The sequence below is a fragment of the Enterobacter sp. MGH119 genome (genome assembly GCF_001037675.1).
Classification (GTDB): domain Bacteria; phylum Pseudomonadota; class Gammaproteobacteria; order Enterobacterales; family Enterobacteriaceae; genus Enterobacter; species Enterobacter hormaechei_C.
Genome location: NZ_KQ089929.1, coordinates 786583 through 809686 on the forward strand (window position 1 = coordinate 786583; position 23104 = coordinate 809686).

Annotated in this window: 21 protein-coding genes; all 21 read left to right on the top strand. The window is 56.2% G+C overall.

All coding sequences use genetic code 11. The features are described from left to right. Nucleotide 1: 1 nt before the first annotated feature. Nucleotides 2-1501: a type VI secretion system contractile sheath large subunit gene (gene tssC, locus SK53_RS03665; protein ID WP_006810956.1), complete on the top strand. Its 1500-nt coding sequence runs from the start codon at nucleotides 2-4 to the stop codon at nucleotides 1499-1501. 374 nt (nucleotides 1502-1875) lie between these two features. Further along, complete coding sequence (locus SK53_RS03670; protein ID WP_014884229.1) at nucleotides 1876-2358, top strand: Hcp family type VI secretion system effector; 483 nt, start codon at nucleotides 1876-1878, stop codon at nucleotides 2356-2358. A gap of 58 nt (nucleotides 2359-2416) precedes the next feature. Continuing rightward, complete coding sequence (locus SK53_RS03675) at nucleotides 2417-2899, top strand: type VI secretion system amidase effector protein Tae4 (protein ID WP_006810953.1); 483 nt, start codon at nucleotides 2417-2419, stop codon at nucleotides 2897-2899. Next, nucleotides 2896-3249, top strand: a complete 354-nt coding sequence (locus SK53_RS03680; RefSeq protein WP_032658941.1) for a T6SS amidase immunity protein Tai4 family protein — start codon at nucleotides 2896-2898, stop codon at nucleotides 3247-3249. The genes SK53_RS03675 and SK53_RS03680 overlap by 4 nt, the downstream gene beginning before the upstream one ends. A 42-nt stretch (nucleotides 3250-3291) precedes the next feature. Beyond that, nucleotides 3292-4281, top strand: coding sequence for a hypothetical protein (locus SK53_RS03685; protein WP_006810951.1), 990 nt, complete (start codon nucleotides 3292-3294; stop codon nucleotides 4279-4281). A gap of 1 nt (nucleotide 4282) precedes the next feature. Further along, a complete protein-coding gene (locus SK53_RS03690) occupies nucleotides 4283-4681 on the top strand; it encodes a hypothetical protein (protein WP_045332127.1) in 399 nt (132 codons plus the stop codon). A gap of 112 nt (nucleotides 4682-4793) precedes the next feature. Further along, entirely contained in the window at nucleotides 4794-6569 is a 1776-nt protein-coding gene (gene tagH / locus SK53_RS03695) for a type VI secretion system-associated FHA domain protein TagH (protein WP_048208534.1), read from the top strand. Continuing rightward, nucleotides 6566-7363 carry a PP2C family protein-serine/threonine phosphatase gene (locus tag SK53_RS03700; RefSeq protein WP_048208536.1) on the top strand — a complete coding sequence of 266 codons (798 nt, stop codon included), beginning with the start codon at nucleotides 6566-6568 and terminating at the stop codon, nucleotides 7361-7363. Before tagH ends, SK53_RS03700 begins: the two co-directional genes overlap by 4 nt. Before the next feature lie 16 nt (nucleotides 7364-7379). Further along, the gene (locus tag SK53_RS03705) at nucleotides 7380-8366 is read left to right on the top strand and encodes a hypothetical protein (RefSeq protein WP_048208538.1); all 987 of its coding nucleotides are present in this window, start codon (nucleotides 7380-7382) and stop codon (nucleotides 8364-8366) included. Between the two features lie 9 nt (nucleotides 8367-8375). Further along, nucleotides 8376-9188, top strand: coding sequence for a type VI secretion system accessory protein TagJ (locus tag SK53_RS03710; protein ID WP_048208540.1), 813 nt, complete (start codon nucleotides 8376-8378; stop codon nucleotides 9186-9188). After that, nucleotides 9181-9744 (top strand): type VI secretion system baseplate subunit TssE, encoded by a 564-nt coding sequence (tssE, locus tag SK53_RS03715; RefSeq protein ID WP_003859970.1) that lies wholly within the window; start codon nucleotides 9181-9183, stop codon nucleotides 9742-9744. Before SK53_RS03710 ends, tssE begins: the two co-directional genes overlap by 8 nt. A 2-nt stretch (nucleotides 9745-9746) precedes the next feature. Continuing rightward, on the top strand, nucleotides 9747-11618 hold the full coding sequence (gene tssF, locus SK53_RS03720) for a type VI secretion system baseplate subunit TssF (RefSeq protein ID WP_040117760.1): 1872 nt from the start codon (nucleotides 9747-9749) through the stop codon (nucleotides 11616-11618). Next, complete coding sequence (gene tssG / locus SK53_RS03725; protein WP_048208542.1) at nucleotides 11615-12658, top strand: type VI secretion system baseplate subunit TssG; 1044 nt, start codon at nucleotides 11615-11617, stop codon at nucleotides 12656-12658. Before tssF ends, tssG begins: the two co-directional genes overlap by 4 nt. A gap of 38 nt (nucleotides 12659-12696) precedes the next feature. After that, nucleotides 12697-15312 carry a type VI secretion system ATPase TssH gene (tssH, locus tag SK53_RS03730; RefSeq protein WP_048208544.1) on the top strand — a complete coding sequence of 872 codons (2616 nt, stop codon included), beginning with the start codon at nucleotides 12697-12699 and terminating at the stop codon, nucleotides 15310-15312. 24 nt (nucleotides 15313-15336) lie between these two features. After that, on the top strand, nucleotides 15337-16770 hold the full coding sequence (locus SK53_RS03735) for a serine/threonine protein kinase (protein ID WP_022651404.1): 1434 nt from the start codon (nucleotides 15337-15339) through the stop codon (nucleotides 16768-16770). Between the two features lie 25 nt (nucleotides 16771-16795). Beyond that, nucleotides 16796-18262 (top strand): hypothetical protein, encoded by a 1467-nt coding sequence (locus SK53_RS03740; protein WP_003859977.1) that lies wholly within the window; start codon nucleotides 16796-16798, stop codon nucleotides 18260-18262. Nucleotides 18263-18273: 11 nt separating this feature from the next. Next, nucleotides 18274-19020, top strand: coding sequence for an ankyrin repeat domain-containing protein (locus SK53_RS03745; RefSeq protein ID WP_048209387.1), 747 nt, complete (start codon nucleotides 18274-18276; stop codon nucleotides 19018-19020). 52 nt (nucleotides 19021-19072) lie between these two features. Beyond that, a complete protein-coding gene (locus SK53_RS03750) occupies nucleotides 19073-19489 on the top strand; it encodes a hypothetical protein (RefSeq protein ID WP_226882826.1) in 417 nt (138 codons plus the stop codon). Between the two features lie 83 nt (nucleotides 19490-19572). After that, nucleotides 19573-21531 (top strand): type VI secretion system Vgr family protein, encoded by a 1959-nt coding sequence (locus SK53_RS03755; RefSeq protein ID WP_048208546.1) that lies wholly within the window; start codon nucleotides 19573-19575, stop codon nucleotides 21529-21531. 21 nt (nucleotides 21532-21552) lie between these two features. After that, nucleotides 21553-22623 (top strand): PAAR domain-containing protein, encoded by a 1071-nt coding sequence (locus tag SK53_RS03760; protein WP_045337768.1) that lies wholly within the window; start codon nucleotides 21553-21555, stop codon nucleotides 22621-22623. Between the two features lie 24 nt (nucleotides 22624-22647). Then, nucleotides 22648-23094: a hypothetical protein gene (locus SK53_RS03765; protein ID WP_023314298.1), complete on the top strand. Its 447-nt coding sequence runs from the start codon at nucleotides 22648-22650 to the stop codon at nucleotides 23092-23094. Nucleotides 23095-23104 lie beyond the last annotated feature (10 nt).

Genomic DNA, 23104 nt, shown 5'->3' on the forward strand with positions numbered 1-23104 from the left:
GATGAGCAACCAGACTCAACAACACGATCAGCAGGCGGGCCAGGCATTCAGCCAGGACGAGTTCAGCGCGCTGCTGAATAAAGAGTTCCGCCCGAAAACCGATCAGGCGCGCTCTGCCGTAGAAAGCGCGGTTAAAACCCTGGCGCAGCAGGCGCTGGAAAACACCGTGACCTTCTCAAACGATACCTACCGCACCATTCAGAACCTGATTGCCGGTATTGACGAGCAGCTTTCGCAGCAGGTGAACCAGATCATTCACCACGAGGAGTTCCAGAAGCTGGAAAGCGCCTGGCGCGGCCTGAGCTACCTGGTGAACAATACCGAAACCGACGAGATGCTGAAGATCCGCTTTATGAGCATCTCCAAGCAGGAGCTGGGCCGCACCCTGAAGCGCTACAAGGGCGTGGGCTGGGACCAGAGCCCGATCTTCAAAAAAATCTACGAGCAGGAGTACGGCCAGTTCGGTGGCGAGCCGTTTGGCTGCATCGTAGGCGACTACTACTTCGACCACAGCCCGCAGGACGTTGAGCTGCTGGGCGAGATGGCGCGCATTGGCTCCGCGGCCCACTGTCCGTTCATCACCGGTACCGCACCGGGCGTGATGCAGATGGAGTCCTGGCAGGAACTGGCTAACCCGCGCGATCTGACCAAAATCTTCCAGAACACCGAATACGCCGCCTGGCGTTCACTGCGTGAATCGGAAGATGCCCGCTATCTGGGCCTGGTGATGCCGCGCTTCCTGTCGCGCCTGCCGTACGGCATTCGCACCAACCCGGTCGACAGCTTTGATTTTGAAGAGCAGACCGACGGCGCGAACCACAACAGCTACTCCTGGGCGAACGCGGCCTATGCGATGGCGGCCAACATCAACCGCTCCTTTAAAGAGTACGGCTGGTGCACCTCGATTCGCGGCGTCGAATCCGGCGGGGCGGTGGAAAACCTGCCGTGCCACACCTTCCCGAGCGATGACGGCGGCGTGGACATGAAGTGCCCGACCGAGATCGCCATCAGCGATCGCCGTGAAGCGGAACTGGCGAAAAACGGCTTTATGCCGCTGGTTCACCGCAAAAACTCCGACTTCGCCGCCTTCATCGGCGCGCAGTCCCTGCAAAAACCGGCCGAGTACCACGACCCGGATGCCACCGCTAACGCGCGCCTGGCCTCCCGTCTGCCTTACCTGTTCGCCTGCTGTCGTTTTGCTCACTACCTGAAGTGCATCGTGCGCGACAAAATCGGCTCCTTCCGCGAGCGCGAAGAGATGGAACGCTGGCTGAACGACTGGGTGATGAACTACGTCGACGGTGACCCGGCGAACTCCTCCCAGGAAACCAAGTCCCGTAAACCGCTGGCGGCGGCGGAAGTGCAGGTGCAGGAAATTGAAGACAACCCTGGCTACTACGCCGCGAAGTTCTTCCTGCGTCCACACTACCAGCTGGAAGGTCTGACCGTTTCCCTGCGTCTGGTATCTAAACTGCCGTCGCTGAAGACGAAGGACGCGTAAGAGCGTCAGACTGCTGACTACGTGCGTTTTGTGAGTTTCGCCCGGCGGCGCTACGCTTGCACGGGCCTACAATCAAACGTGCAATCAATTGATATCGTTGCTCAATGTAGGCCGGGTAAGCACAGCGCCACCCGGCAAGAAAGACGGCTAAATTGCTAATGCTGTCCTTAACTGGTTCCACAATAAAGCACAGTAATAAAGACTTCACATTCATTCCGTTATTTCGGGGGAATGTAAGACTGTCAAATGACACGGGTCGTTTGATATGAGGCAGAGGTAAAATATGGACGGTTTTATTCAGCCCCATGCTTTCCTGTTTGCCATATAAGGGCTTTTTCGAAAGCAATATTGTTCATCCACGAAGAGTAGATATTATGGCTATTGATATGTTTCTGAAGGTCGAGGGTGTTACGGGCGAATCTAAAGATTCTAACCACACCGGCTGGACTGATATTACCTCCTTCTCCTGGGGCGCGTCCCAGCCAGGTAATATGAGCGTTGGCGGTGGCGGCGGTGCCGGTAAAGTTAACTTTAACGACCTGCACGTTAACGCTCTGATCGACAAATCCACTACAGCAATCCTGAAACACTGCGCAAGCGGTAAACACCTGACCAAAGTTGAACTGTCCGTCTGCAAAGCGGGTGGTCAGCAGGTTGAATACACCCGCATCACCCTGGAAGACGTTCTCGTGACTTCCGTTCAGTACACGGGTGCAGACAACGGCGATACCGTTGGCGTGACCTATGCATTCCAGGCTGCGAAAGTGAAACAGCAGTACTGGGAGCAGACCACTGCCGGTGGTAAAGGTGCTGAAAGCAGCGCTGGCTGGAACATCAAAGAAAACAAAGAAGCGTAACAGGAGTGGGCCCGAAAGGGCTCACTTTATCCTGTACTTTCTAAAAGGGAAAATATTTATGCGTCCTGCTTTTGGTGCCGCCTGGAACAGATTTAGAGAAGTTAATGTCAATGTCGAAACGGTAGGCAAATTATTGGGTGGAAAAGTCCAGCACAATATTGAAGCCGGAATTTTCCAAAATGCATGCCCCATTCGTATGAGCTACGTTTTAAATTATTGTGGCGTTCCAATTCCCTCCAACAGCAGATATGCGACGGTTACGGGGAGTGATAAAAAACGTTACATGTATCGCGTAAAGGATATGATTGCTTTTCTGCCAACTGTACTGGGTAATGCAGATATGACGGTGACGTCTCCAACACCAAGCCAATTTGCAGGTAAACAAGGTATTATTATCTTTAGCGGTCACGGCTGGAGCGATGCCACTGGACATGTCACGCTCTGGAATGGGAATATTTGCTCCGATGATTGCCATTTCTTGGGTTCTCCCGGTAATGGTTCGTTTATTCCTGGCAGCGCTACGCTCTGGAGCCTGAAATGAGACGTTTACTCGCTTTCGTACTCGCGTTAAATACCTCATATACCATCGCCCATACTCTCCCGGACGTTAACACCTTTTCTCAACAACAGATTTTTGAAAACTGGGTGCAGAATCGCTGTATCGGCAAGATTGCGGACAGTGCGACGCTGAAAAATGATGCAAAGGCAAGCGCCGCAGCATGGCTGGAAGTCAGTAACCTGCCTGCCGAGAATTTCGAAAAAGCCGACGAGGTTATTAACTCCTTACTGAAACAAAAGCTAGGTGGTACGGCACCGGCAAACTATGAGGTATTAAAGTGCAGCTTAATATCCCATAGCGATGCGATTCGCCAACTCAATGTCCAAAAATAAACTTTCTGCAAAAGCTACACATTAAAAATACAAGGAGTTTACATGGCAAGTCCGTCAAACGTTGCTCCAGGTTACTGTGTCGTTCAGCAACCCGGCACTCTGGATTTTCAGGCAAGACAGCTATTTGGCACTGCGCGCAATGAAAAATCCGAGTATTTTATGCAATTGAATAAAGACACTGCGTGGCTCAAACCCGGACAAATATTAATTGTTGCTGACCCGCTTGGCGATAATCAAACTCAACAGATCAATAGCTTAGCCATTGCAAAAAAGAAGGTGACCAACGCGCTTGCGACTTTGGATGGAGCCACCGCTGAGTTTTTGAAAAATAATTATGATAATATAAAAGCCATAACAGGCTGGGGCGATACAATCGTCGGGGGCGTGAGCGGTACAGGTGAGTCATATTTTAAGCAAATTGAAAATATTTTAATTAAAATTGAAGCCACCTATCAAAATCAGTACAGGACACAAGGTGCGCTTTTTGGCCAACAATTTTATGCTGAGCGCAATGCGCTTTTCGCGCAATTGAAACCCTTGTTAAATAAAATAACTAAAAAACAGCTTAAGTTTAAAGATTATGCGGATCTTAAGAGAGCATTAGGACTGTCCACGAAATCAATAGTCCATGAATGGAGTACAGTTGGTATTGGTGCAATCCCTGGCTACTCAACATATATTGACAGAGCAGCCAGAATATCCTCTTACCTGAAAGCAGGTGGATGGGTTGCTTTAGGTTTTTCTTTTATGAATACGTCTAACGAAGTTTATCATGCCTGCACTACTGGAAGAGAACATGAGTGCAGCAGAGTTGCAGTGACAGAATATAGCAAATTTGGAGGCGGTGTCGCTGGTGCTGCATTAGGCTCCTCCCTTGCGGCTCCTGTTTGTCTTGCATTAGGTGTGCCCACAGCGGGGACAGGTACACTCATCTGTGGTTTAGTGGTTGGTGCAGTCGGGGCAGCGGGCGGAACACAAATCGGTGGGTTTGCAGGAGAACAGCTAAACAATTTAATTTTTAGCGGAGAATAAAGTGATTTTTAATAATATTTACTCTGCTGTTATTATCTGTCTCTTTATTGCTTTTATAGGCATAGTTATTTCATTTTATATAGACTATCGGAAAAATTATCGCCAGGTTAATCAAATATATGCGATATTAACAAATCAACAGTTGCTCAAAAAAGAAGATTATCAAACCTGGCAAAATCTTGGGTTCTGGGGATTTGGTTTCCTCACCACAATTTTATCACGGGTCTTACAGGGTAAGCGTGTGAGATTAACTGAGTGTCGTTGGCTTGAGCCACAGTCGTGCAATAAAATTTTTTCTGATTTTGATTTGTCATGGGTTAAGTCGTATAGAAGAAAAATATTTATTGCCACTGTTATATTTTTACTGCTGTTAATTCTTTCGAGCATTAATAGTGTCTAATTTTATGTTGAAAATTTTAACGATGCCTTTCTGAATTAACCCCCAAACCCCGCCGTTTTCACCCCCGAGAGCGGCAGCGTTTGAGCGCTAATCATACCAGCAGGAATACGCCATGCGATTCACGATTATTTCTACGAAACCCGGTCATCAGCCGCCGCAAAGCAGCTGTGATTTTTATGCCCCGGGCGGCACCATTGGGCGCGGTACGGATAACAATCTGGTGCTGCCGGACAATGACCGCACTATCTCGCGTTTGCAGGCCATCGTTCACGTCGACGCCAGTGGCGAATGCCGCGTCACGAACCGCGGCAGCGTTACCCGCGTGGTACTGAATGATATCCCGCTGGAGCGTGGGCGTCAGGTTGAGCTTCAGGACGGGGATATTCTCGGTATTGATGATTATCGCATTGAAGTCAGCGAACTCATTCATGACACCCAGCCCGTAAGCCGCATGGCGGCCAGCATGCAGCAGGCGCGCCCAGCGGCGACACCTGCTCCGGCGCCACAACCGAAACCGGCCAGCGCCGCGCCTCGCGGAAAAGCTGAACCTACGGCCGTGCCGTCGGAAATCTGGGACAGCCTGATGCAGGAGTTTTCCATCTCCGACAGCATCTCCAGCAACCGGGCAAAACCACAGCCCGCGGCATCCCACGATCCGTTCTCTCAGCCTGCAGCCCCGGAGCGGAATGCCGAAGATCCGCTGTCAATGTTTAACGATGCCGAACCGTCGCTTGAACGTAAAAACGTTGACCCGGACACGCTGTTCAGCGATGAAGCGTTGTTTAAAAAAGAGAGCATCTTTGACGATGTCACCCCTTCAACGCTGGTACAGCCGGACGAAAGCAAACCTGCCCAGCCAAAGGAAGAGGCGTCGGACGAACTTGATCCGTTAGCCCTGTTTGGCGGGTCGGCGAGCGCACCTGCCGCGCGTCACGATGACCCCCTCGGCCTGATGGGTGGCGCGCCGTTAACCCATCCGGATGAAATCGTGGCCGATAAGCCGGAGCCAAAGCCTGAACCGCAAGCCGCACAGGAAGAGGATGCGCTGGCCAGCTCACCGCTGTTCGATCCGGAACCGACTGAACCACAGGATGCGCCGCGCGCGGAAGAAGAGCCCGCGCGTCCCGATTACGCTGGCTTCACCATGCCAACGCCGCAGGCCGTGGCGCGCAGTAACACGCAGGCGCCTAAAGGCCGCCTGCGTATCGACCCGGTTAAAAACGCTGCTTCGCCTGCTGCCTCCGCGCAGACCGGCGAGCGGGGCGAGGTGCTTCAGGGCGAACTGCTGGAGGCGCTGCTGGAGGGCATGGGCCTGAGCGAAATGCAGCCGGTACCGCAGTTTGACCGGGAAAATATGCGTCAGCTGGGGCAGATCCTGGGCATGTTCTCGCAGGGGACCGTGGCGCTGCTCTCCTCGCGCTCCATCCTCAAGCGTGGGGTGAAAGCCGATATGACCATGGTGCTCGACGATGCGAACAACCCGTTCAAACTGTTGCCGACCGGGAAAACGGTGCTGATCCAGATGTTCGGCACGCCGATGCCGGGCTTTATGCCGCCGACCAAATCGGTGCGTGATGCGCTAATCGATCTCCAGGCGCACCAGCTGGGGATGATCTCCGGTATCCGCGCCATTATCGCCGCCATGCTGCAATCCTTTAATCCGGAACAGCTGGAAGAGCAGGCGAAGCAGAACGGGATGACGTCACGCCTGGCGCTGCCGGGCAGCCGTAAAGCCGCGCTGTGGGATTATTTCGTTCGCAGCTATGGCGAGACGGCGGGCGAGATCGAGGACGACTTCCATACCCTGTTTGGCGAAGCCTTCCTCCATGCCTATGACATGGAGGTCAATCAGTACAAAGACTCACAAAGCGGATCGGAAGAAAAATGAATATCGCAACGGCTTCTCTCTCCCGCCAGGGGACGCGCGCCAGCAACCAGGATCAGACGGGAGAAACCATCGGGGAACGTTCAGCCTGCTTTGTCGTCTGTGACGGCATCGCGGGCCTGCCGGGCGGCGAGGTGGCCGCTGAGCTGGCCCGCAACAGCATTATTTCCCGCTTTGACGGCGACAAGCACCTTAATGCGCAGCATATTCGTGACTACGTCCAAACGGCGAACCGCACCATCCTCAGCGAACAACAGGCCGTGCAGGACTATCGCCGGATGGGCACCACGCTGGTCAGCCTGTTTATCGACAGGGATTACCGTCTGGCTTACTGGGCGCACGCCGGAGACAGCCGCCTGTACCTGTTTCGCCGCGGCTGGCTGTGGCATGTCACCACCGATCACAGCCTCGTCCAGCAGATGAAAGATGCCGGGCATCAGACCGACGATCTCAACAGCAACCTGCTGTATCTGGCGCTGGGTATTGAGAATGGCGGACCGGAAGCGAGCTACAGCGATGTCGTGCAGGTCGAGGACGGTGATGCCTTCCTGCTCTGCACCGACGGTTTCTGGCACGGCGTTAGCGAAGAGCAGATGAAGCAGTCGCTGCACATGGTCAATACGCCACAGGAGTGGCTGACCTTAATGAACCAAATCATTCAAAAGAATGCCGAACAGGAGGGCAATGCTCAGGATAACTATTCCGCCGTGGCGGTGTGGATGGGCAACCCTCAGGACACCACTTTGCTGCATACGCTCTCTGACGCAGCACAATTTCTTCCCTGCGGAACTGATTAGACACACAAGGATTGATATGAAACTTTGGCTATCGGGTTTGGCTCTTCTGACGGTGGCGACCATCGCACAGGCTGAAAACTTCCGCATCGTGCAGTCTCCTGCGCAGAAGCTGGATATCTGGATCGACAACATTAAAGACAATACGCCGCAAAGCTGGTGTAAGGCGGACGTGGCGCTGCGTATCGTGGCGAACGGCAAGAAAGAGGTTTCGGTGCTGGAAAACTTCGTGCCGCGCCTTGGCTCGCTGCTGGAGCACCAGTGCAGCAAGCTGAATACCCTGAACTGGACGCTTAACGATCCGGAAGGCACGACGCTTGCCCGGGGCACAGCGGCTAAAGCACAGGACTGGGCGCTGGTGGTGAAACAGCAGGAAACGACGGCGGCAACGACCACCACCTCAGGCGCGCTGCTGCCGCCTGACCAGAATCCGGAGACGCACACCGTGGCGGCAGATCGTACGCCATGGCAGGAGTTCACCCTTCAGGACGGTTGCCACCTGCGCACCTTCTGGGAGGGCGGTTCCTCCGCGCCGGCGCTGTTTATTCCGGATTCCGACACCACCCGCTGCGGCAACGGTAGCTGGCTCAGCGGCCACACCGTGGTGACGCAAAATCGTAATGGGGCGCAGAAAGCGATTCCGGTCACCTACATTCACGGCTTCCCGGTGATGGGACTGAACAACGCGGTCGATCCTGAAAAGGCGCTGATCACCTCCGTCAACAAAGAGCGCATGGTCTTCAGCACCCCGAACAGCGACCAGAGCTGGATGATCCTGCCGTACGACAGCACTCTGAACGGCTGGAAGAGCAACGGCACGGTGGCGGTGGAAATCACCCGTGAGATCGCCAGCGACGACGCCAGACTCCAGGCGCGTATCGCAGAGGTGAAGAAGATCTGGAGCGCATGGGTTGCACCGGGCGCGGAGCTGAACGTTGTTCTGATTGACACGCTGCGTCCGCAGCTTCGCGATCCGGCAGTGGGCGCCTGGCGCGCGGCGAATTAAGGAGAGGCTATGAATACGCTTTATCAACGTCTGGCGGGTGAGTCGATTAGCGACGCGCTGCTTCGCCTGGAAGCCGAAATCAAAGCTCGTCCGGCGGATGCCGATCTGCGCGCCGCGTTTGTGCAGTTTCTGAGCCTCAGCGGCAACTGGGCGCGCGCCCTGACCCAGCTGAAGAGCTGGCTGGCGCTGAAGCCGCAGGCAAAACCAACCGTAACGCTGCTGGAGCAGGCCATTCAGGGTGAACAGCAGCGGGCGCGCGTGTTCGCGGGAGAGGCGCGACCGGCAATGCCCGAGGCGCAGTGGCCGTGGCTGTCGACGTTAGCCCAGGCGCTGACCGAACGCGCCGGGCAAGCGCAAACGTTGCGCCTGGCGGCACTCGAACAGGCCCCGGCAAGCCGCGGGCAGGTCACGCTGGAGAATGAAGAGAGCCACACCTTTGAATGGCTGATGGACGGCGATGCCCGTCTGGGGCCGGTGTGTGAGACCCTGGTCAATGGCCGCTATTTCTGGGTGCCGTTCTGCGCCATCGATGCGATCCGTTTTCAGGCTCCGGCCAGCGTGACCGATCTGGTGTGGCGTCATGCGCTGGTCCGCCTCACGGACGGCACCGAGCAGGTATGTCAGATCCCGGCGCGTTATCCGTTTGCTGACGGCGCTTCCGATAGCGTTAGACTGGGGCGCACCACCGAGTGGCTCCCGCTCGACGACGACGGTGTCCTGTATGAAGGCATGGGGCAGAAAGCCTGGCTGAGCGAGCAAAGCGAAAGCCCGCTGCTCACCCTGAGCCTGGTGACATTTACCTCGGATGGTGCGAATGAGTAATACCGCTGGCGAAGGCGATCTGCTGCGCAGCGGCTGGCAGGCCCGCAGCAGGCAGGAGAAAGTGGGGGCGCGGGACAAAATGCAGCCCTCACTGCTGGATCGCCTGACGGATAACGATCCGGAAAAAAAACGCGAGTCCGCCAACAGCAATCTGATTACCCACGCCGCGCTGCGTCGTAACGTCCTGCGGGATTTACAGTGGTTGTTTAATACCATCAACCACGATGCCTCCAGCGATCTGAGCGGGCTGACGCAGGTGAGCCGTTCCGTCGTTAACTTCGGCGTCGCGCCGCTGGCGGGGAAAAGAATGTCTGATATCGAATGGCACGACATTCAGCGCAAGCTCACCGAAGCGATTATTAACTTTGAACCGCGGATCCTGCCCCAGGGGCTTCAGGTTCGCTGCGTGTCCGATACCTCCTCGTTAGATCTGCACAACGTTCTGTCTATCGAAATCAAAGGCCGCCTGTGGTGCGTGCCGTATCCGCTGGAGTTTCTCTTTCGCACCGACGTCGATCTGGAAAACGGCCATTTTGAACTGAAAGATGCGGGGTAATGATGGAAAGCAAACTGCTCGAATATTACAACCGTGAACTGGCCTATCTGCGCGAGATGGGCGCGGAGTTTGCCGAACGCTACCCGAAAGTGGCGGGGCGGCTCGGCATGCGCGGCATCGAAGTGGCGGACCCGTACATTGAGCGCCTGATGGAAGGTTTCGCCTTCCTGACCTCCCGCGTGCAGATGAAAATGGACGCCGAATTCCCGCGCTTTTCACAGCGTATGCTGGAGATGATTGCGCCAAATTATCTGGCGCCTACGCCGTCGATGGCGATCGCTGAAATTCAGCCCGACAGCAGCCGGGGCGACCTGAGCAAAGGCTTTATTGTGCCGCGCGGCACCATGATGGACAGCCTGGCGCTGAAAAAAACCGGCGTTACGTGCAGCTATACCACGGCGCACGAGGTGAACCTGCTGCCGTTAAAAATTGAGCGGATCGAGCTGGGCGGCGTTCCCGCCGATCTGCCGCTGGCCCAGCTCGGCCTGAGTCAGCGGGGGATCAGCAGCGCCTTACGGATCCGCATTGCCTGCGATGGCCCGCAGCATCTCGGGCACCTGGATTTTGACCGCCTGGAGTTCTTCTTAAGCGGCCCGGACATCGAGGCGCTGAAGCTGCTGGAGCTGGTGATGGAGCACCACGCGGGCATCGTCTGCCAGACGGTCAGCAAGCAGCCCCAGCGCCAGCTGCTGTCGTCTGACGCCCTGCGTCAGGAAGGCTTTGATGCGGACCAGGCCCTGCTCCCGGACGATCTGCGTAACTTTGACGGCTATCGCCTGTTGCAGGAGTACTTCGCGTTCCCGGCGCGTTTTCGTTTCATCAGCCTGAGCGGGCTGGGCAAGTTGATCCAGCGCTGCGAAGACGAAAAAGCGTTTGATATCTTCATTCTGCTCGACAAGAGCGACGATCAGCTGGAGCGCGTGGTGGATGCCAGCCACCTGGCGCTGCACTGCACGCCGGTGATCAACCTGTTCCCGAAAGTGGCGGCCCGGCAGAAGCTGAGCGAAAGCCAGCATGAATACCACCTGGTGGTGGATAACATCCGCCCGCTGGATTATGAAATTTATGCCGTGAAAAAAATCTATGCCAGCGCGGATGGTCAGCGGGACGACCAGACGTTTCGTCCGTTCTGGAGTACCTGGAGCGGAGACGCGGGCAACTACGGCGCCTATTTTTCCCTGCGCCGTGAGCAGCGCGTTCTCTCCGAACACGCGCTGCGCTATGGCACCCGCACGGGCTATATCGGCTCGGAGGTCTTCGTCTCGCTGGTGGATGCGCAGCACGCACCGTGGCAGGAAAACCTGCGCTATATCTCCGCCGAGGTGCTGTGCACCAGCCGTGACCTGCCGCTGATGCTCCAGCAGGAGCTTGGGCAGTTTATTATGGCCGACTCCATGCCGGTGAAGGCGTTAACCCTGCGTAAAGGCCCGACGCCGCCGCGTCCGGCACTGGCCGAAGGGTTCAGCACCTGGCGGCTCATCAGCCAGCTGCAAATGAACTACCTTAGCCTGATGGACAGCGAAAACGAAGAGGGCGCTGCCGCGCTGCGTCAGCTGTTAGGGCTGTACGCCAACCTCGCCGAGACGCCGGTTGCCCGTCAGGTGGATGGCGTTCGTCACTGCGTGCTGGAGCCGGTGCACCGCCGCGTGCCGGAACCCGGCCCGGTGGTGTTCGCCCGCGGGATCGGCATCACCCTGACGGTGGACGAACGCGCCTTTTCCGGCGCCAGCCCGTGGCTTTTCGGCAGCGTGCTGGAGCGCCTTTTTGCCCGCCTGGTCTCCATCAACAGCTTTACGGAGTTCACGCTCAAGAGCCAGCAGCGCGGCGAAATCGGCTACTGGGCGCCTCGTATGGGTAAAAGGGCGCTGGTATGAGTGAAGTTGCCCCTGCAACGCTGCGCGTGCATCGCCTGACGCCGCTGCCCGATGCGTTCTGGCGCGGGGTGCGCGAGACGCCGTGGCGCTACGATCTGTTCCAGCTGTTAAGACGCATTGATGCCCAGGGCGGCGAGCGTTACCCGCTGGGGCGCGCACCGCTGCCTAAATTTGAGCCGCTGCGTATTGGTCAGCAGCCTTCAATGGGCTTTGCGCCGTCAACGGTTGCTGAGGTCCGGCAGCGGGAAGAGAACGGACTGCATGAGGTTTCCATTCTGAGCTTCGGCATGTTTGGTCCTAACGGCCCACTGCCGGTGCACATGACTGAGTATGCCCGCGAGCGTATTCATCATCATCAGGATCACAGCCTCAGCGCGTTTGCCGACCTCTTTCACCACCGCCTGACGCTGCTGTTCTACCGCGCCTGGGCGGACGCGCAGCCTGCCGTTTCACTGGATCGCGACGACAACAGGCGCTTCGAAGGGTATCTGGCATCGCTGATTGGCATGGGGCAGCCTGCCCAGATGTCGAAAGGCAGCCTGAGCGCGCATGCCCGCTTTACTCACGCCGGGCACCTGACCCGTCACGGGCGGGACCCGGAAGGGCTGGAGAAAATCCTGCGCAACTATTTCAACGTGCCGGTCAGGCTGGTGGCCAACGTCCCGCAGTGGATGCCGCTCTCAACGCGGGAGCAGGCACAGCTGGGTGAGGGGCGTCGCCTGCCGCGCATGGGAGAGTCCGCTTTTCTCGGCATTGCGGTACGCGACGTGCAGCATAAATTCCGGCTCGAGATTGGCCCGTTGAGCGCAGACGACTACAACCGTTTTCTGCCGGGCGAAGGATGGGTCACCGAGCTGCGCGACTGGGTGCGACAGTACGCCGGGGTGGAATTTGAATGGGAAACACGGGTGATCCTGCGCGCCGATGCGGTGCAGGGCGCCACGCTCGGCAGCGCCGGGCGATTAGGGTACAACACCTGGCTCGGCCTTCAGCCTCAGCCTGTTCCGCGTGGCGATCTGGTGTATCGCGCAGAGCGATAATCCTTCCGTATACCGAATCATTGTTAATGGAAACTAACATGTCAGAAATTAGCCGTGCCGTGCTTTTCGGCAAACTGGATACGCTGTTATTTACCTCTCTGGAAAGCGCGACTGCCTTCTGTAAGCTGCGCGGCAACCCGTACGTTGAGCTGGTGCACTGGCTGCATCAGCTGATGCAGCAGCAGGATGGCGATCTGCAACAGGTCATCCGTCACTTCGCCCTTGATGAACAGCAGCTGACGCGCGATATCGTGGCGGCGCTGGATGCCCTGCCGCGTGGCGCGAGTTCCGTGTCTGATCTTTCCGAGCATATCGACAGCGCCGTCGAGCGCGCCTGGGTCTACGGCTCGCTGAAATTTGGCGTCAGCCGCATCCGCGGCGGCCATTTGCTGATCGGCATATTGAAAACGTGGAATCTGGCTAACGTGCTGAAAAGTATTTCGGCGCAGTTCACCCGTCTTAACGTTGAGGTGCTGGTCGAGCAGTTCGACGCCATTTGCGCCAGCAGCAAAGAGAGCCAGCAGGCCGCCGCCGCTGCGGACGCGCCTGCCGGGGCAGTACCGGCTGCGCAGGGCACGCTGGCGCAGTATGGTCAGGATCTGACGGCGCGCGCCCGGGAAGGCAAGATTGACCCGGTGGTGGGGCGCGATGAAGAGATCCGCCAGATGGTCGATATCCTGATGCGTCGTCGCCAGAACAACCCCTTGCTGACCGGGGAAGCCGGCGTCGGGAAAACCGCAGTGGTGGAAGGGCTGGCGCTGCGTATCGCCGACGGCGACGTGCCGGAGCCGCTGCAAAACGTTCAGCTGTGGCTGCTGGATATCGGCATGCTTCAGGCCGGAGCGGGCATGAAAGGGGAATTTGAGGCGCGCCTCCAGGCGCTGATTAACGAGGTGCAGTCCAGCGCCACGCCAATTATTCTGTTTATCGATGAGATCCACACCCTGATTGGCGCAGGCGGACAGCAGGGCACCGGCGATGCCGCTAACCTGCTCAAGCCAGCCCTGGCGCGCGGGCAACTGCGCACCATCGGCGCGACCACCTGGGCGGAATACAAAAAATACATTGAGAAAGATCCTGCGCTGACCCGCCGCTTCCAGACGGTGCAGGTTCACGAGCCGGATGAAGCGAAAGCCGTACTGATGCTGCGTAGCACCGTGTCGCCGCTGGAAACCCATCATCAGGTTTTACTCCTCGACGAAGCGGTCAGCGCGGCGGTGAAACTGTCGCATCGCTATATCCCTGCGCGTCAGCTACCGGATAAAGCGGTGGCGCTGCTGGATACCGCCTGCGCGCGCGTGGCCGTCAGCCAGAGCGCGCCGCCTGCTCAGCTGGAAGACTGTCTGCGTCACCTGGCGGCCCTGGACGTGGAGCTGGAGATTGCTGAACGCGAAGCGCGCGTGGGGGCGGGCGATCCGGCGCGTGTGGCGACCTTAACCGCCGAACGTGACGCATTCGAAACCCAACGCGAAGCTCTGGCCCGTCGCTGGGAAGAAGAGCGCACGCGGGTGCAGGAGATTATCCGTCTGCGTGCCGCGCTGTTTGCGGCGGGAGATGAGGATACGGCTGAACTGCGCGGCCAGCTGGCAGAACAGCAGCAGGCGCTTAAGATCTTACAGGGTGACGAACCGCTGCTGTTTGCCGCGGTGGATGAAAACGTGGTTGCCGCGGTGGTCTCTGACTGGACCGGGATCCCGCTGGGCCGGATGGTGAAAAACGAGATCGACGCGGTTCTGAACCTTGCCGACACGCTGAACCAGCGTGTTATTGGCCAGCGTCACGGTCTGGATCTGATTGCCCGCCGCGTGAAAACCTCGCGGGCGAAGCTTGATGATCCGAACAAGCCGGTGGGCGTCTTTATGCTGTGCGGTCCGTCCGGCGTCGGTAAAACCGAAACCGCGCTGGCGCTCGCCGAATCCCTGTACGGCGGCGAGCAGAACGTCATCACCATCAACATGAGCGAGTTCCAGGAAGCGCACACCGTCTCCACCTTAAAAGGTGCGCCTCCGGGGTACGTAGGGTATGGTGAAGGCGGGGTATTAACCGAGGCCGTCCGCCGCCGTCCATACAGCGTCGTGCTGCTGGACGAAATTGAGAAAGCGCACCCGGACGTCCACGAGATCTTCTTCCAGGTCTTCGACAAAGGCTGGATGGAAGACGGCGAGGGGCGCCATATTGATTTCCGCAACACCATTATTATTCTGACCTCCAACGTCGGCACCGAGCTGATTAGCGCCATGTGCGCCGATCCGGACCTCATGCCGGAGCCTGAGGCCTTAAGCGGCGCGCTGCGCCAGCCGCTGCTGGAGGTGTTCCCACCGGCGCTGCTGGGCCGTCTGCTGGTGGTGCCGTACTACCCGCTCAGCGACGAGATGCTGGGGCAGATTGTGCGTCTTCAGCTCAGGCGCATTCAGCGTCGTCTGGAAGAGAATCACAACATTATTTCTGAATTTGACGACAGCGTGGTCGAACAGATTGTTCAGCGCTGTACCGAGGTTGAGTCGGGCGGGCGTATGGTGGATGCGATTCTGACCAATACGTTGCTGCCTCAGATGAGCCAGATTTTACTTACCGCCAGCCGCAGCGACCAGCAGTACCGACGTCTGCATGTCACCTGCGAGCAGGGCGAGTTCCACTGTCAGTTTGCCGCGTAATAATCATCAAGAGAACTGTAAAAGATGACGGATAATGATAACAATCGGACTGTCCCAAACGCGCTCCCGGTCGGGTACCGTTTCAATGAGTTTGAGATAAAAGAGGTGATTGGCGGCGGCGGATTCGGCATCGTCTATCGCGCCTGGGATCACCAGCTCGAACGCACTATCGCTATCAAAGAATTTATGCCTTCCTCCCTCGCCGTGCGCGGCGAGGATATGACGCTGGTGCTGCGCAGCGAGCGCTTCGGCAAAGCGTTTTCTGCCGGTCTGAACAGCTTCATCCAGGAAGCCCGCCTGCTGGCGCGCTTTAACCACCCGAACCTGCTGCACGTACTGCGTTTCTGGGTGCAAAACGACACGGCCTATATGGGGACGCTGTTTTACAGCGGTACCACGCTGTCGCGTCTGCGCGAAGAGAAACCGGAGCTGATTAACGAGGCGTGGATCCGCCGCATGCTGCCAATGCTCTTCGGCGCCATCAAAACGATCCACGACGAGGGTTATCTACACCGCGACATCTCGCTGGATAACATTCAGATTCAGGATAACGGCCTGCCGGTGCTGCTCGATTTCGGATCGGCACGCCGCACCATCGGTAATCTCTCGGATGAGACGGAAACCATGCTGCGTCCGGGCTTCGCGCCTATCGAGCAGTATACCGACGACAATGAAAGCGAGCAGGGGCCGTGGACGGATATCTACGCGCTCGGCGCCGTATTGCGCACCCTCATCGTCGGCTCTCCGCCGCCGGTCAGCGTGGTGCGTTCGATTCAGGACACCTGCAAACCACTGGTGGAGCTGATGCCGCAGGGTTATTCCATTCCGCTGCTTCAGGCCATCGACAAGGCGCTGGCGCTGCATATGGAAGACCGTCCGCAATCCATTGAGGAGTTTGCGGCGCTGATCGAGATGCCCGTCGCCGGTATCGACGAGGTGCTGACTGCGAAGAAGACCGGCACGATGCTGGTGCCGGTGGAAGAGGAGGCATCTGCTTCCGCGCTGGACTGGCGACGTTACAAGCTTCCGGGGCTGGTGGCCGCGGGCGTGCTGGTTGGGGTGGTTGCCGGTGCGATGCTGTTCGGCGGCGGCAGTCAGGAAACGCCAGAGCAGACGGCGCAAACCCCTGCCGTGAGCCCTCCGGCTGAGACCTCATCCCAATCGGAAACCAGACCGGCAACGGCAGACGTGAGCGAGCCGGTAGCGCCACCTGCTACGGCGCAGCAGAGTGCGCCGCCTGTCGACGCCAGCCCGGTCGCGCTGGTCTACATCCGCATGCTTGATGGCGAGACGCTGAAGGTGAACGGCGAGTCTAAAGCGCTGCGTCCGGGGAATAACGGTTACGCATCGCTGAAATTGCCTGCGGGCGAGACCCGCATTGAACTGGAAGGCAATGGAAGAACGCGTACCCAGACGCTGGATATTGCGAAGCCAGGCACCTGGCTGGTGAATCCGTAAGCCTGCGGGTAACAGGACGGAGCGAATGTATAACATCAAGTTTGTCTATCTGTTCCACGAGAACGTCTCGCCAGCGCTGTTTGCGAAAATAATCCGCCCGTCCGTTGCCGGACAGTGGATTATGTCGGTTCCCGACCATTCGCTGCGCTCACTCTTCACGCGCTACGATCTGCTGCGCACGATCACCGGTGCGAATCCTTATCAGTCCGGGCGCGATACCCGTACGCTGATCGCGCAGGATTTAGAGATGGGCAGAGTGGTTGCCATTGACGAAAGTTTTCGTGACTGGTCATCAGTAACGGAAATTTTTTATATCAACGCCAAAGGGCAACTCCAGGCTGCCTCGCTGGTCGGCCTGGGCTGGTATCCGGTGAGTACAATTGTTGACCGCTACGAAACTATGGTGAGAACGTACGGATCTCGCCCTGCGCCAACGGTACTGCCAAAACAGGTGGTGAAATCTAAAACGGCACAGGTGCCGGATGAACCTACTCCGGGCAAGGACGGTAAAACCTATGCCGGGCAGCTTCAGAAGATGACCAAAGCAGAACGCTGGCAGGCGCGTAAAGATCTGATCGCGAAGGGGAGCAATAGCCTTTATCCGGATGCCCAGATCGCCGCGAAACGTCTGGCGGCGAATAATATCGCGGTGGAAAAAGCGAAGCTTGCGGAAAATATTTATAAGACCGTGAACCCGCTGGAAACCACACCGGGCGTGCCGGAGGGATGGACGGATATCAGTAATGACGATGCGCTGTTAGGAAAGTTCGGGCTGAACAAATCCATGCTCTTTGACGATGATACGTCCCCCAATTTTCTGGCGCGCGTCTATCAACCGAAGCCGGAAGTGTTTGGTGCAGATATGAACCCCACGCTGGTATTCAGGGGATCGCGCGAGCCTGGCTTCGCCTCTCTGTCTGAGAATGTCTCCTCTCTACTGACCAAAGGGGAACTGGCGCCGGTGGTAAACGGGGCTGACTGGTCGAATAACTTCTCACAGGGCATGGGTATGGCTTCAGATTATTATAAAAAGGCCGTGAGTATCGGTAAGGAGCTGGCAAGGTCAGGCCAGAATATTGATATTGCCGGTCATTCCCTTGGCGGTGGTCTCGCCTCTGCAACCTCTATGGGCAGCGGGAAAGCGGGGTGGACGTTTAACGCCGCCGGCCTCAATGCCGGAACCGTAGAAAAATACGGCGGTAAGATATTAGGCAGTACGGATAATATCCAGGCGTATCGGGTTGAAGGTGAACTGCTGACGAAGATTCAGGAAGTTAACCCCTGGGAAGATCTGAAAACGATGAAAGGGCATGTCCCTTCGTGGATCCTCAAAGAGGAAATCTCTGCGCTGAGCCCTAATGCTGCCGGAATACCCCATGACCTTCCCGGTGGAACCGGAAGTGCGCTGGACCGCCACGGGATTAATCAGGCGATTGATTGCATAGAGCAACAGAAGGATGAGGATATTTCGATAATCGGGAGTCGATTGTGAAAAAAGGGTTGATGGCTTTTGTCGCGTTATGTTTTTTATTCATGATTCAGGGGTGTAAGCAGGATATGGACCTTAATCCACAGGACTACTTCAGCGGTCAGCAGCTTGAACTGGCGAAAGCGATTGAAGAAGGCGATGTCGACGCGGTGAAGACGCTTGCACCAGACAGCGATCTTAATAAACCGGGAAAGCAGGATATGACCCTGCTTTTTTGGGCCATCGGCAACGCGATTAATGATAAAAAGACATCGCCCCATTTAAAGGTGATTACGTTGCTTGTTAAGGCTGGCGCAGATCCGCTCCAGCCTCGACCGCAGGGAAAAAGCAGTCCTGCCGAATTTGCCCTAAAGGGAGACAGTGCGGACTGGATCGACGCGATGCTGGACGGTGGCCTCTCACCCAACGTGAAAGATAAGGTTTTCCACGAACCGATCGTCTTCCAGTCGCTTAAAGCGAAAAATACAGAGACGCTGGAAGCCATGCTCAATCGCGGTGCTGACGTCAACTCAACCAACTCACTGGGTAAAACGCTGGTGTTTGATGCGCTGGATAACCAGGCTTACGATCATGTCTTGTTGCTGCTCGATCGAGGAGCGGATCCGTCAATTAAGGCCAAAAATGGCTGGTCGATGAGCAATGCGCTCGCGGACGCGCTTAATGGACTTGAGCGAGGCAGTGAGCAATACGAGAAATTAAACGAAATAAAAGAGAAGCTCATCCAGAAGGTGGGCGAATGGCCACCCGCGCCGGTTAAGTGATTGCTCAACTGTCATGAGCGCCAGAGATAAGGTTTTCGTTTTCTGGGGATGCATGGATGCCCTGGCCGTTGTCTTATATTGTGCCCAGTCCATGCGGCATGACAAGATCCCTTTTATTTCCGATATACACGCCTTCAGTACGGTTGTGAACGCGCTGTCTGCTGGTGGGTATAGCGCTCTGGTTATTCTTTTCTTTATTCTCGATTTTTTGTTGTTGCTCTCTTTTATTGCCTCAGCATGGTGCTTCTTCGCCCGGAATTTATACGCGAGCAGACTGGCACTCTACCAGGAAATACTGCGTCTGGTTGGGTTTCGCTACTCAGTTTCCCTTTTTCCCCTGGTGTTAAGTTTCACGGGCGTGATGAATGTATGGCTAAATGGATTTTTATTCATTTTGTCAGAGTTTCTGAAAATCTATTCCCTGTGGATTTATAAATATGAAGGGGAAAGGCCCCCGGTTAAAGAGTAAGACGGCCAATAACCAGAACATTCACGTTTAAAAAGCCTTGCGTTAAAAATATTCTCAGCATAAACCATTACGGAATAAAGATTATGCTCAACCGAATTACCGTTCAGCTCCCGGTTGAGGGGCTGCTTTTCTGGAAACTCTCCGGCCGCGAGGCGATGTCCGAGTCGTTCGCGCTGACGCTGACCCTGCTCGGCACGGATGCGCGCATTGACCGCACTAAGCTGCTGGGCCAGCCGGTCACGGTGACCATCCCGACGCAAAGCCTGCTGACGCCCCGCTATATAAACGGCAAGATTACCCGGGTGGCGGTCAGCGCCGTTGAGCTGACGGGCACCCGCTATGCGGTGTACCAGCTGACGGTGGAGCCGGACCTGTGGCCGATGAAGCGCGACCGCAACCTGCGTATCTTCCAGGGCCAGACGGTACCGCAGATTGTCAAAACCCTGCTGGGTGAGCATCAGGTCAACGTTGAGGACAAACTCACCGGCAGCTACCGGGTGTGGGACTACTGCGTGCAGTATCAGGAATCGAGCCTGGACTTCATCAGCCGCCTGATGGAGCTGGAGGGAATTGCGTACTACTTCAGCCACGAGGCCGACAAACACACCCTGGTGCTCACCGACGCCGCCACCCAGCACCAGCCTTTCAGCGGCTATGAGGTCATTCCTTACCACCAGACGCCGTCCGGCGGCAGTACGGACGAAGAGGGCATCAGCCAGTGGGCGCTGGAGGACAGCGTGACGCCGGGGATTTACAGCCTCGACGACTATGACTTCCGCAAGCCGAACGCGTGGCTGTTCCAGGCCCAGCAGAACCCGGCGTCACCGAAACCGGGCAGTATCGACGTGTACGACTGGCCGGGGCGCTTTGTGGAGACGGGCCATGCGGAATTCTACGCCCGCATCCGTCAGGAACGCTGGCAGGTGGAGCATCAGCAGATTCAGGCGACGGCCACGGCGGCGGGCATTGCGCCGGGCCACATCTTTACCCTCACCAACGCGCCGTTCTTCAGCGATAACGGGGAGTATCTGGTCACGGCGGCGGGCTACCATTTCGAGGAGAACCGCTACGCGAGCGGTGAGGGGGAGACCATTCACCGCACCGATTTCAGCGTCATTCCGGCGTCGGTGTCCTACCGTCCGGCGCAGAGCACGGCGTGGCCGCGCACCTACGGCCCGCAGACGGCGAAAGTGGTGGGGCCGCAGGGGGAGAGTATCTGGACGGACAAATATGGCCGCGTGAAGGTGAAGTTCCACTGGGACCGCCTGGCGAAGGGCGATGACACCAGCTCCTGCTGGGTGCGCGTGTCGAGCGCCTGGGCGGGCCAGGGCTACGGCGGGGTGCAGATCCCGCGCGTGGGCGATGAGGTGGTGGTGGACTTTATCAACGGCGACCCGGACCGTCCGATCATTACTGGTCGCGTGTACAACGACGCGAGCATGCCGCCGTGGGCGCTGCCGGCTGCTGCGACGCAGATGGGTTTTATGAGCCGCAGTAAGGATGGCCACAAAGATAATGCCAATGCCCTACGATTCGAGGATAAGGCTGGGCAAGAGCAGATCTGGATTCATGCTGAAAAAAACATGGACACCGAGATCGAGAACTGCGAGACACATGACGTAGGGGTAGACCGTAAAAAAATTATCGGCCGGGATGAGCACGTAACGGTTAAGCGTAACCGGGACGTGAACGTGGGGGCGAATTCAACCAGCAACACGGGTAATCAGCACAAATTCAATGTAGGTAAAAACCAAACCGTATTGACTATGGATAAAGAGGGAAATGCTCTGCTGGAAGCGACAACCTCGATTAAGTTAAAGGTGAATGATAACTACATTCTTATCACGCCATCGACAATTGAAATTATCGTTTCCGAAGGGACACTCAAGGCTGAGAGTATTACTGTGGCATCCTTCAAAGGGACGGAGTTGACGAAGTTAGGCGGCGGAATAAATGCCGAGATGAAAGCTAATGATACTCTTCATCTCAATGGTACAAACCTGACAGATATTAAAGGCGCTGTTGTTAAAATTAACAGCTAATATGTAGAAGGATTTTTGAACATGGGACAGCCTGCCGCCAGAGCGACCATAGATGTCAGCGCACATTCGGGGCCAATTCAGTCGGGAAGCCCGGACGTCATCATCGGTGGTTTTCCCGCCGCTCGAAAGGGTGATACGTTATCCTGCTCGACGCACGGCAGCGGTATTATTGTGGGGGGCTCCGGTACTGTCTTCGTTAACGGTATGCCACTTGCACGTCAAGGAGACAAGACGAAGTGTGATGTTAGCGGCTCACCGGCACCTGCCATACCGAAAGCAGCAGCACCTCAATATTGGGGGGGCACGCTGGCGAAAAATGCCGGCGAAGATGGGATGATGCACGGCGAACATTTTGATGCTCGTGTTCTGGGTGCGTACGCCAGCCTCGAAGATAAAAACCTCAACGGTGATTTTGATACCGCTTCAGCTGGTTTTGCGTTGGCGGATATTACAATTGGGAATATGAAAAGTAAGGATCTGCTACGGGCAGAAATGCGTAATAAACTCGCCGTCGCCAATGCGACGGGGTCTCTGTATGGTGGCGGCAACGATATTTATGGCTTGAATGCGAATGCCGCTGCGACAGGTGAGCAATACGGTGGTTCGGTTGCTGCGGGTAAAGAAGGAACGTTGTATGGTGGAGTATCAGGGGATGTAACTATTGGTACAGCAGAAGCTAAAGCCGTATTAGAAGTTTATACCGGCAATGATGGGAAGTATGGTTTGACTGCTGACGCCGGTGCGGAAGCGAAAGGAGTGAAAGGCGAAGTTTCGGGTAACCTTGATATTCTGGGCATCGTTTCCGGAGAAGCAAAAATCGACGGTAGCTTTGGGTCTGCTGGTCTCGCGGGAGGTGGAAGCGCTTTCTGGGACACTAAAGATTATTCCGTTAACGTCAGGGTGACTGGTGGGGCTGCAGGGCTTGTAGGGCTTAAGGGTGATGCAAGTCTGAAAGTGGCATTTAAGCCTATACTGGATTTCTTTGACTATTTGTATGGCGAAGAGGATGAGCCAGCCGTCACCTCTGTTCCGACAGAAAGCGGGGATGGGACAATTATTACCGGGTGTGTTACTGTTTTGATAGGCGATTAAGGGATGTGAGAGGACAATGAAATAATGAAATGGGCTGGCTTAACGATTTTTATTTTAATCACTTTGATCTATATCTGGAATGGAAAAGATCTGTATACAAAAGAAGAATGGCGTGGCTTTGGAATAAAATTCATTTCAGTACTGATTGGTGCATTTGTATTGGTCATTGTTTTGGTTGGCTTTTCTAAGTTCATCCCGTTGCTTACCAGAGAAACTGCACGGTCATTATCAGTAATAATACCAGCTTCCTTTATGGCAGTGCTTCTGTCGAAGTTTTTTGTCGTGATGTTGAATAATATTTTCGATATTATTATGCGATTCCACAAGCGCTATAACACTGCAGCAAACTATACAAAATTATTATCACTATCTGGTAAGTATGGGGCAAAATTACGCCTGGTAGTAAAGTGTCTAGCCTCGTTAGGCTGTATCTTAATGTTCTATGGTATCTGGTTTGGCAGCACTGTCTGAGTTGAAGAGG

Excerpts from the sequence above, each read along its gene's own strand:
- SK53_RS03710 (WP_048208540.1), top strand. The coding sequence starts at position 8,376 with ATGAATACGCTTTATCAACGTCTGGCGGGTGAGTCGATTAGCGACGCG.
- SK53_RS03700 (WP_048208536.1), top strand. The coding sequence starts at position 6,566 with ATGAATATCGCAACGGCTTCTCTCTCCCGCCAGGGGACGCGCGCCAGC.
- SK53_RS03745 (WP_048209387.1), top strand. The coding sequence starts at position 18,274 with ATGGCTTTTGTCGCGTTATGTTTTTTATTCATGATTCAGGGGTGTAAG.
- SK53_RS03750 (WP_226882826.1), top strand. The coding sequence starts at position 19,073 with ATGGATGCCCTGGCCGTTGTCTTATATTGTGCCCAGTCCATGCGGCAT.
- SK53_RS03670 (WP_014884229.1), top strand. The coding sequence starts at position 1,876 with ATGGCTATTGATATGTTTCTGAAGGTCGAGGGTGTTACGGGCGAATCT.
- SK53_RS03760 (WP_045337768.1), top strand. The coding sequence starts at position 21,553 with ATGGGACAGCCTGCCGCCAGAGCGACCATAGATGTCAGCGCACATTCG.
- tssC (WP_006810956.1), top strand. The coding sequence starts at position 2 with ATGAGCAACCAGACTCAACAACACGATCAGCAGGCGGGCCAGGCATTC.
- SK53_RS03675 (WP_006810953.1), top strand. The coding sequence starts at position 2,417 with ATGCGTCCTGCTTTTGGTGCCGCCTGGAACAGATTTAGAGAAGTTAAT.
- tssH (WP_048208544.1), top strand. The coding sequence starts at position 12,697 with ATGTCAGAAATTAGCCGTGCCGTGCTTTTCGGCAAACTGGATACGCTG.
- tssE (WP_003859970.1), top strand. The coding sequence starts at position 9,181 with ATGAGTAATACCGCTGGCGAAGGCGATCTGCTGCGCAGCGGCTGGCAG.
- SK53_RS03680 (WP_032658941.1), top strand. The coding sequence starts at position 2,896 with ATGAGACGTTTACTCGCTTTCGTACTCGCGTTAAATACCTCATATACC.
- SK53_RS03765 (WP_023314298.1), top strand. The coding sequence starts at position 22,648 with ATGAAATGGGCTGGCTTAACGATTTTTATTTTAATCACTTTGATCTAT.
- SK53_RS03685 (WP_006810951.1), top strand. The coding sequence starts at position 3,292 with ATGGCAAGTCCGTCAAACGTTGCTCCAGGTTACTGTGTCGTTCAGCAA.
- tssG (WP_048208542.1), top strand. The coding sequence starts at position 11,615 with ATGAGTGAAGTTGCCCCTGCAACGCTGCGCGTGCATCGCCTGACGCCG.
- tagH (WP_048208534.1), top strand. The coding sequence starts at position 4,794 with ATGCGATTCACGATTATTTCTACGAAACCCGGTCATCAGCCGCCGCAA.
- tssF (WP_040117760.1), top strand. The coding sequence starts at position 9,747 with ATGGAAAGCAAACTGCTCGAATATTACAACCGTGAACTGGCCTATCTG.
- SK53_RS03740 (WP_003859977.1), top strand. The coding sequence starts at position 16,796 with ATGTATAACATCAAGTTTGTCTATCTGTTCCACGAGAACGTCTCGCCA.
- SK53_RS03705 (WP_048208538.1), top strand. The coding sequence starts at position 7,380 with ATGAAACTTTGGCTATCGGGTTTGGCTCTTCTGACGGTGGCGACCATC.
- SK53_RS03735 (WP_022651404.1), top strand. The coding sequence starts at position 15,337 with ATGACGGATAATGATAACAATCGGACTGTCCCAAACGCGCTCCCGGTC.
- SK53_RS03755 (WP_048208546.1), top strand. The coding sequence starts at position 19,573 with ATGCTCAACCGAATTACCGTTCAGCTCCCGGTTGAGGGGCTGCTTTTC.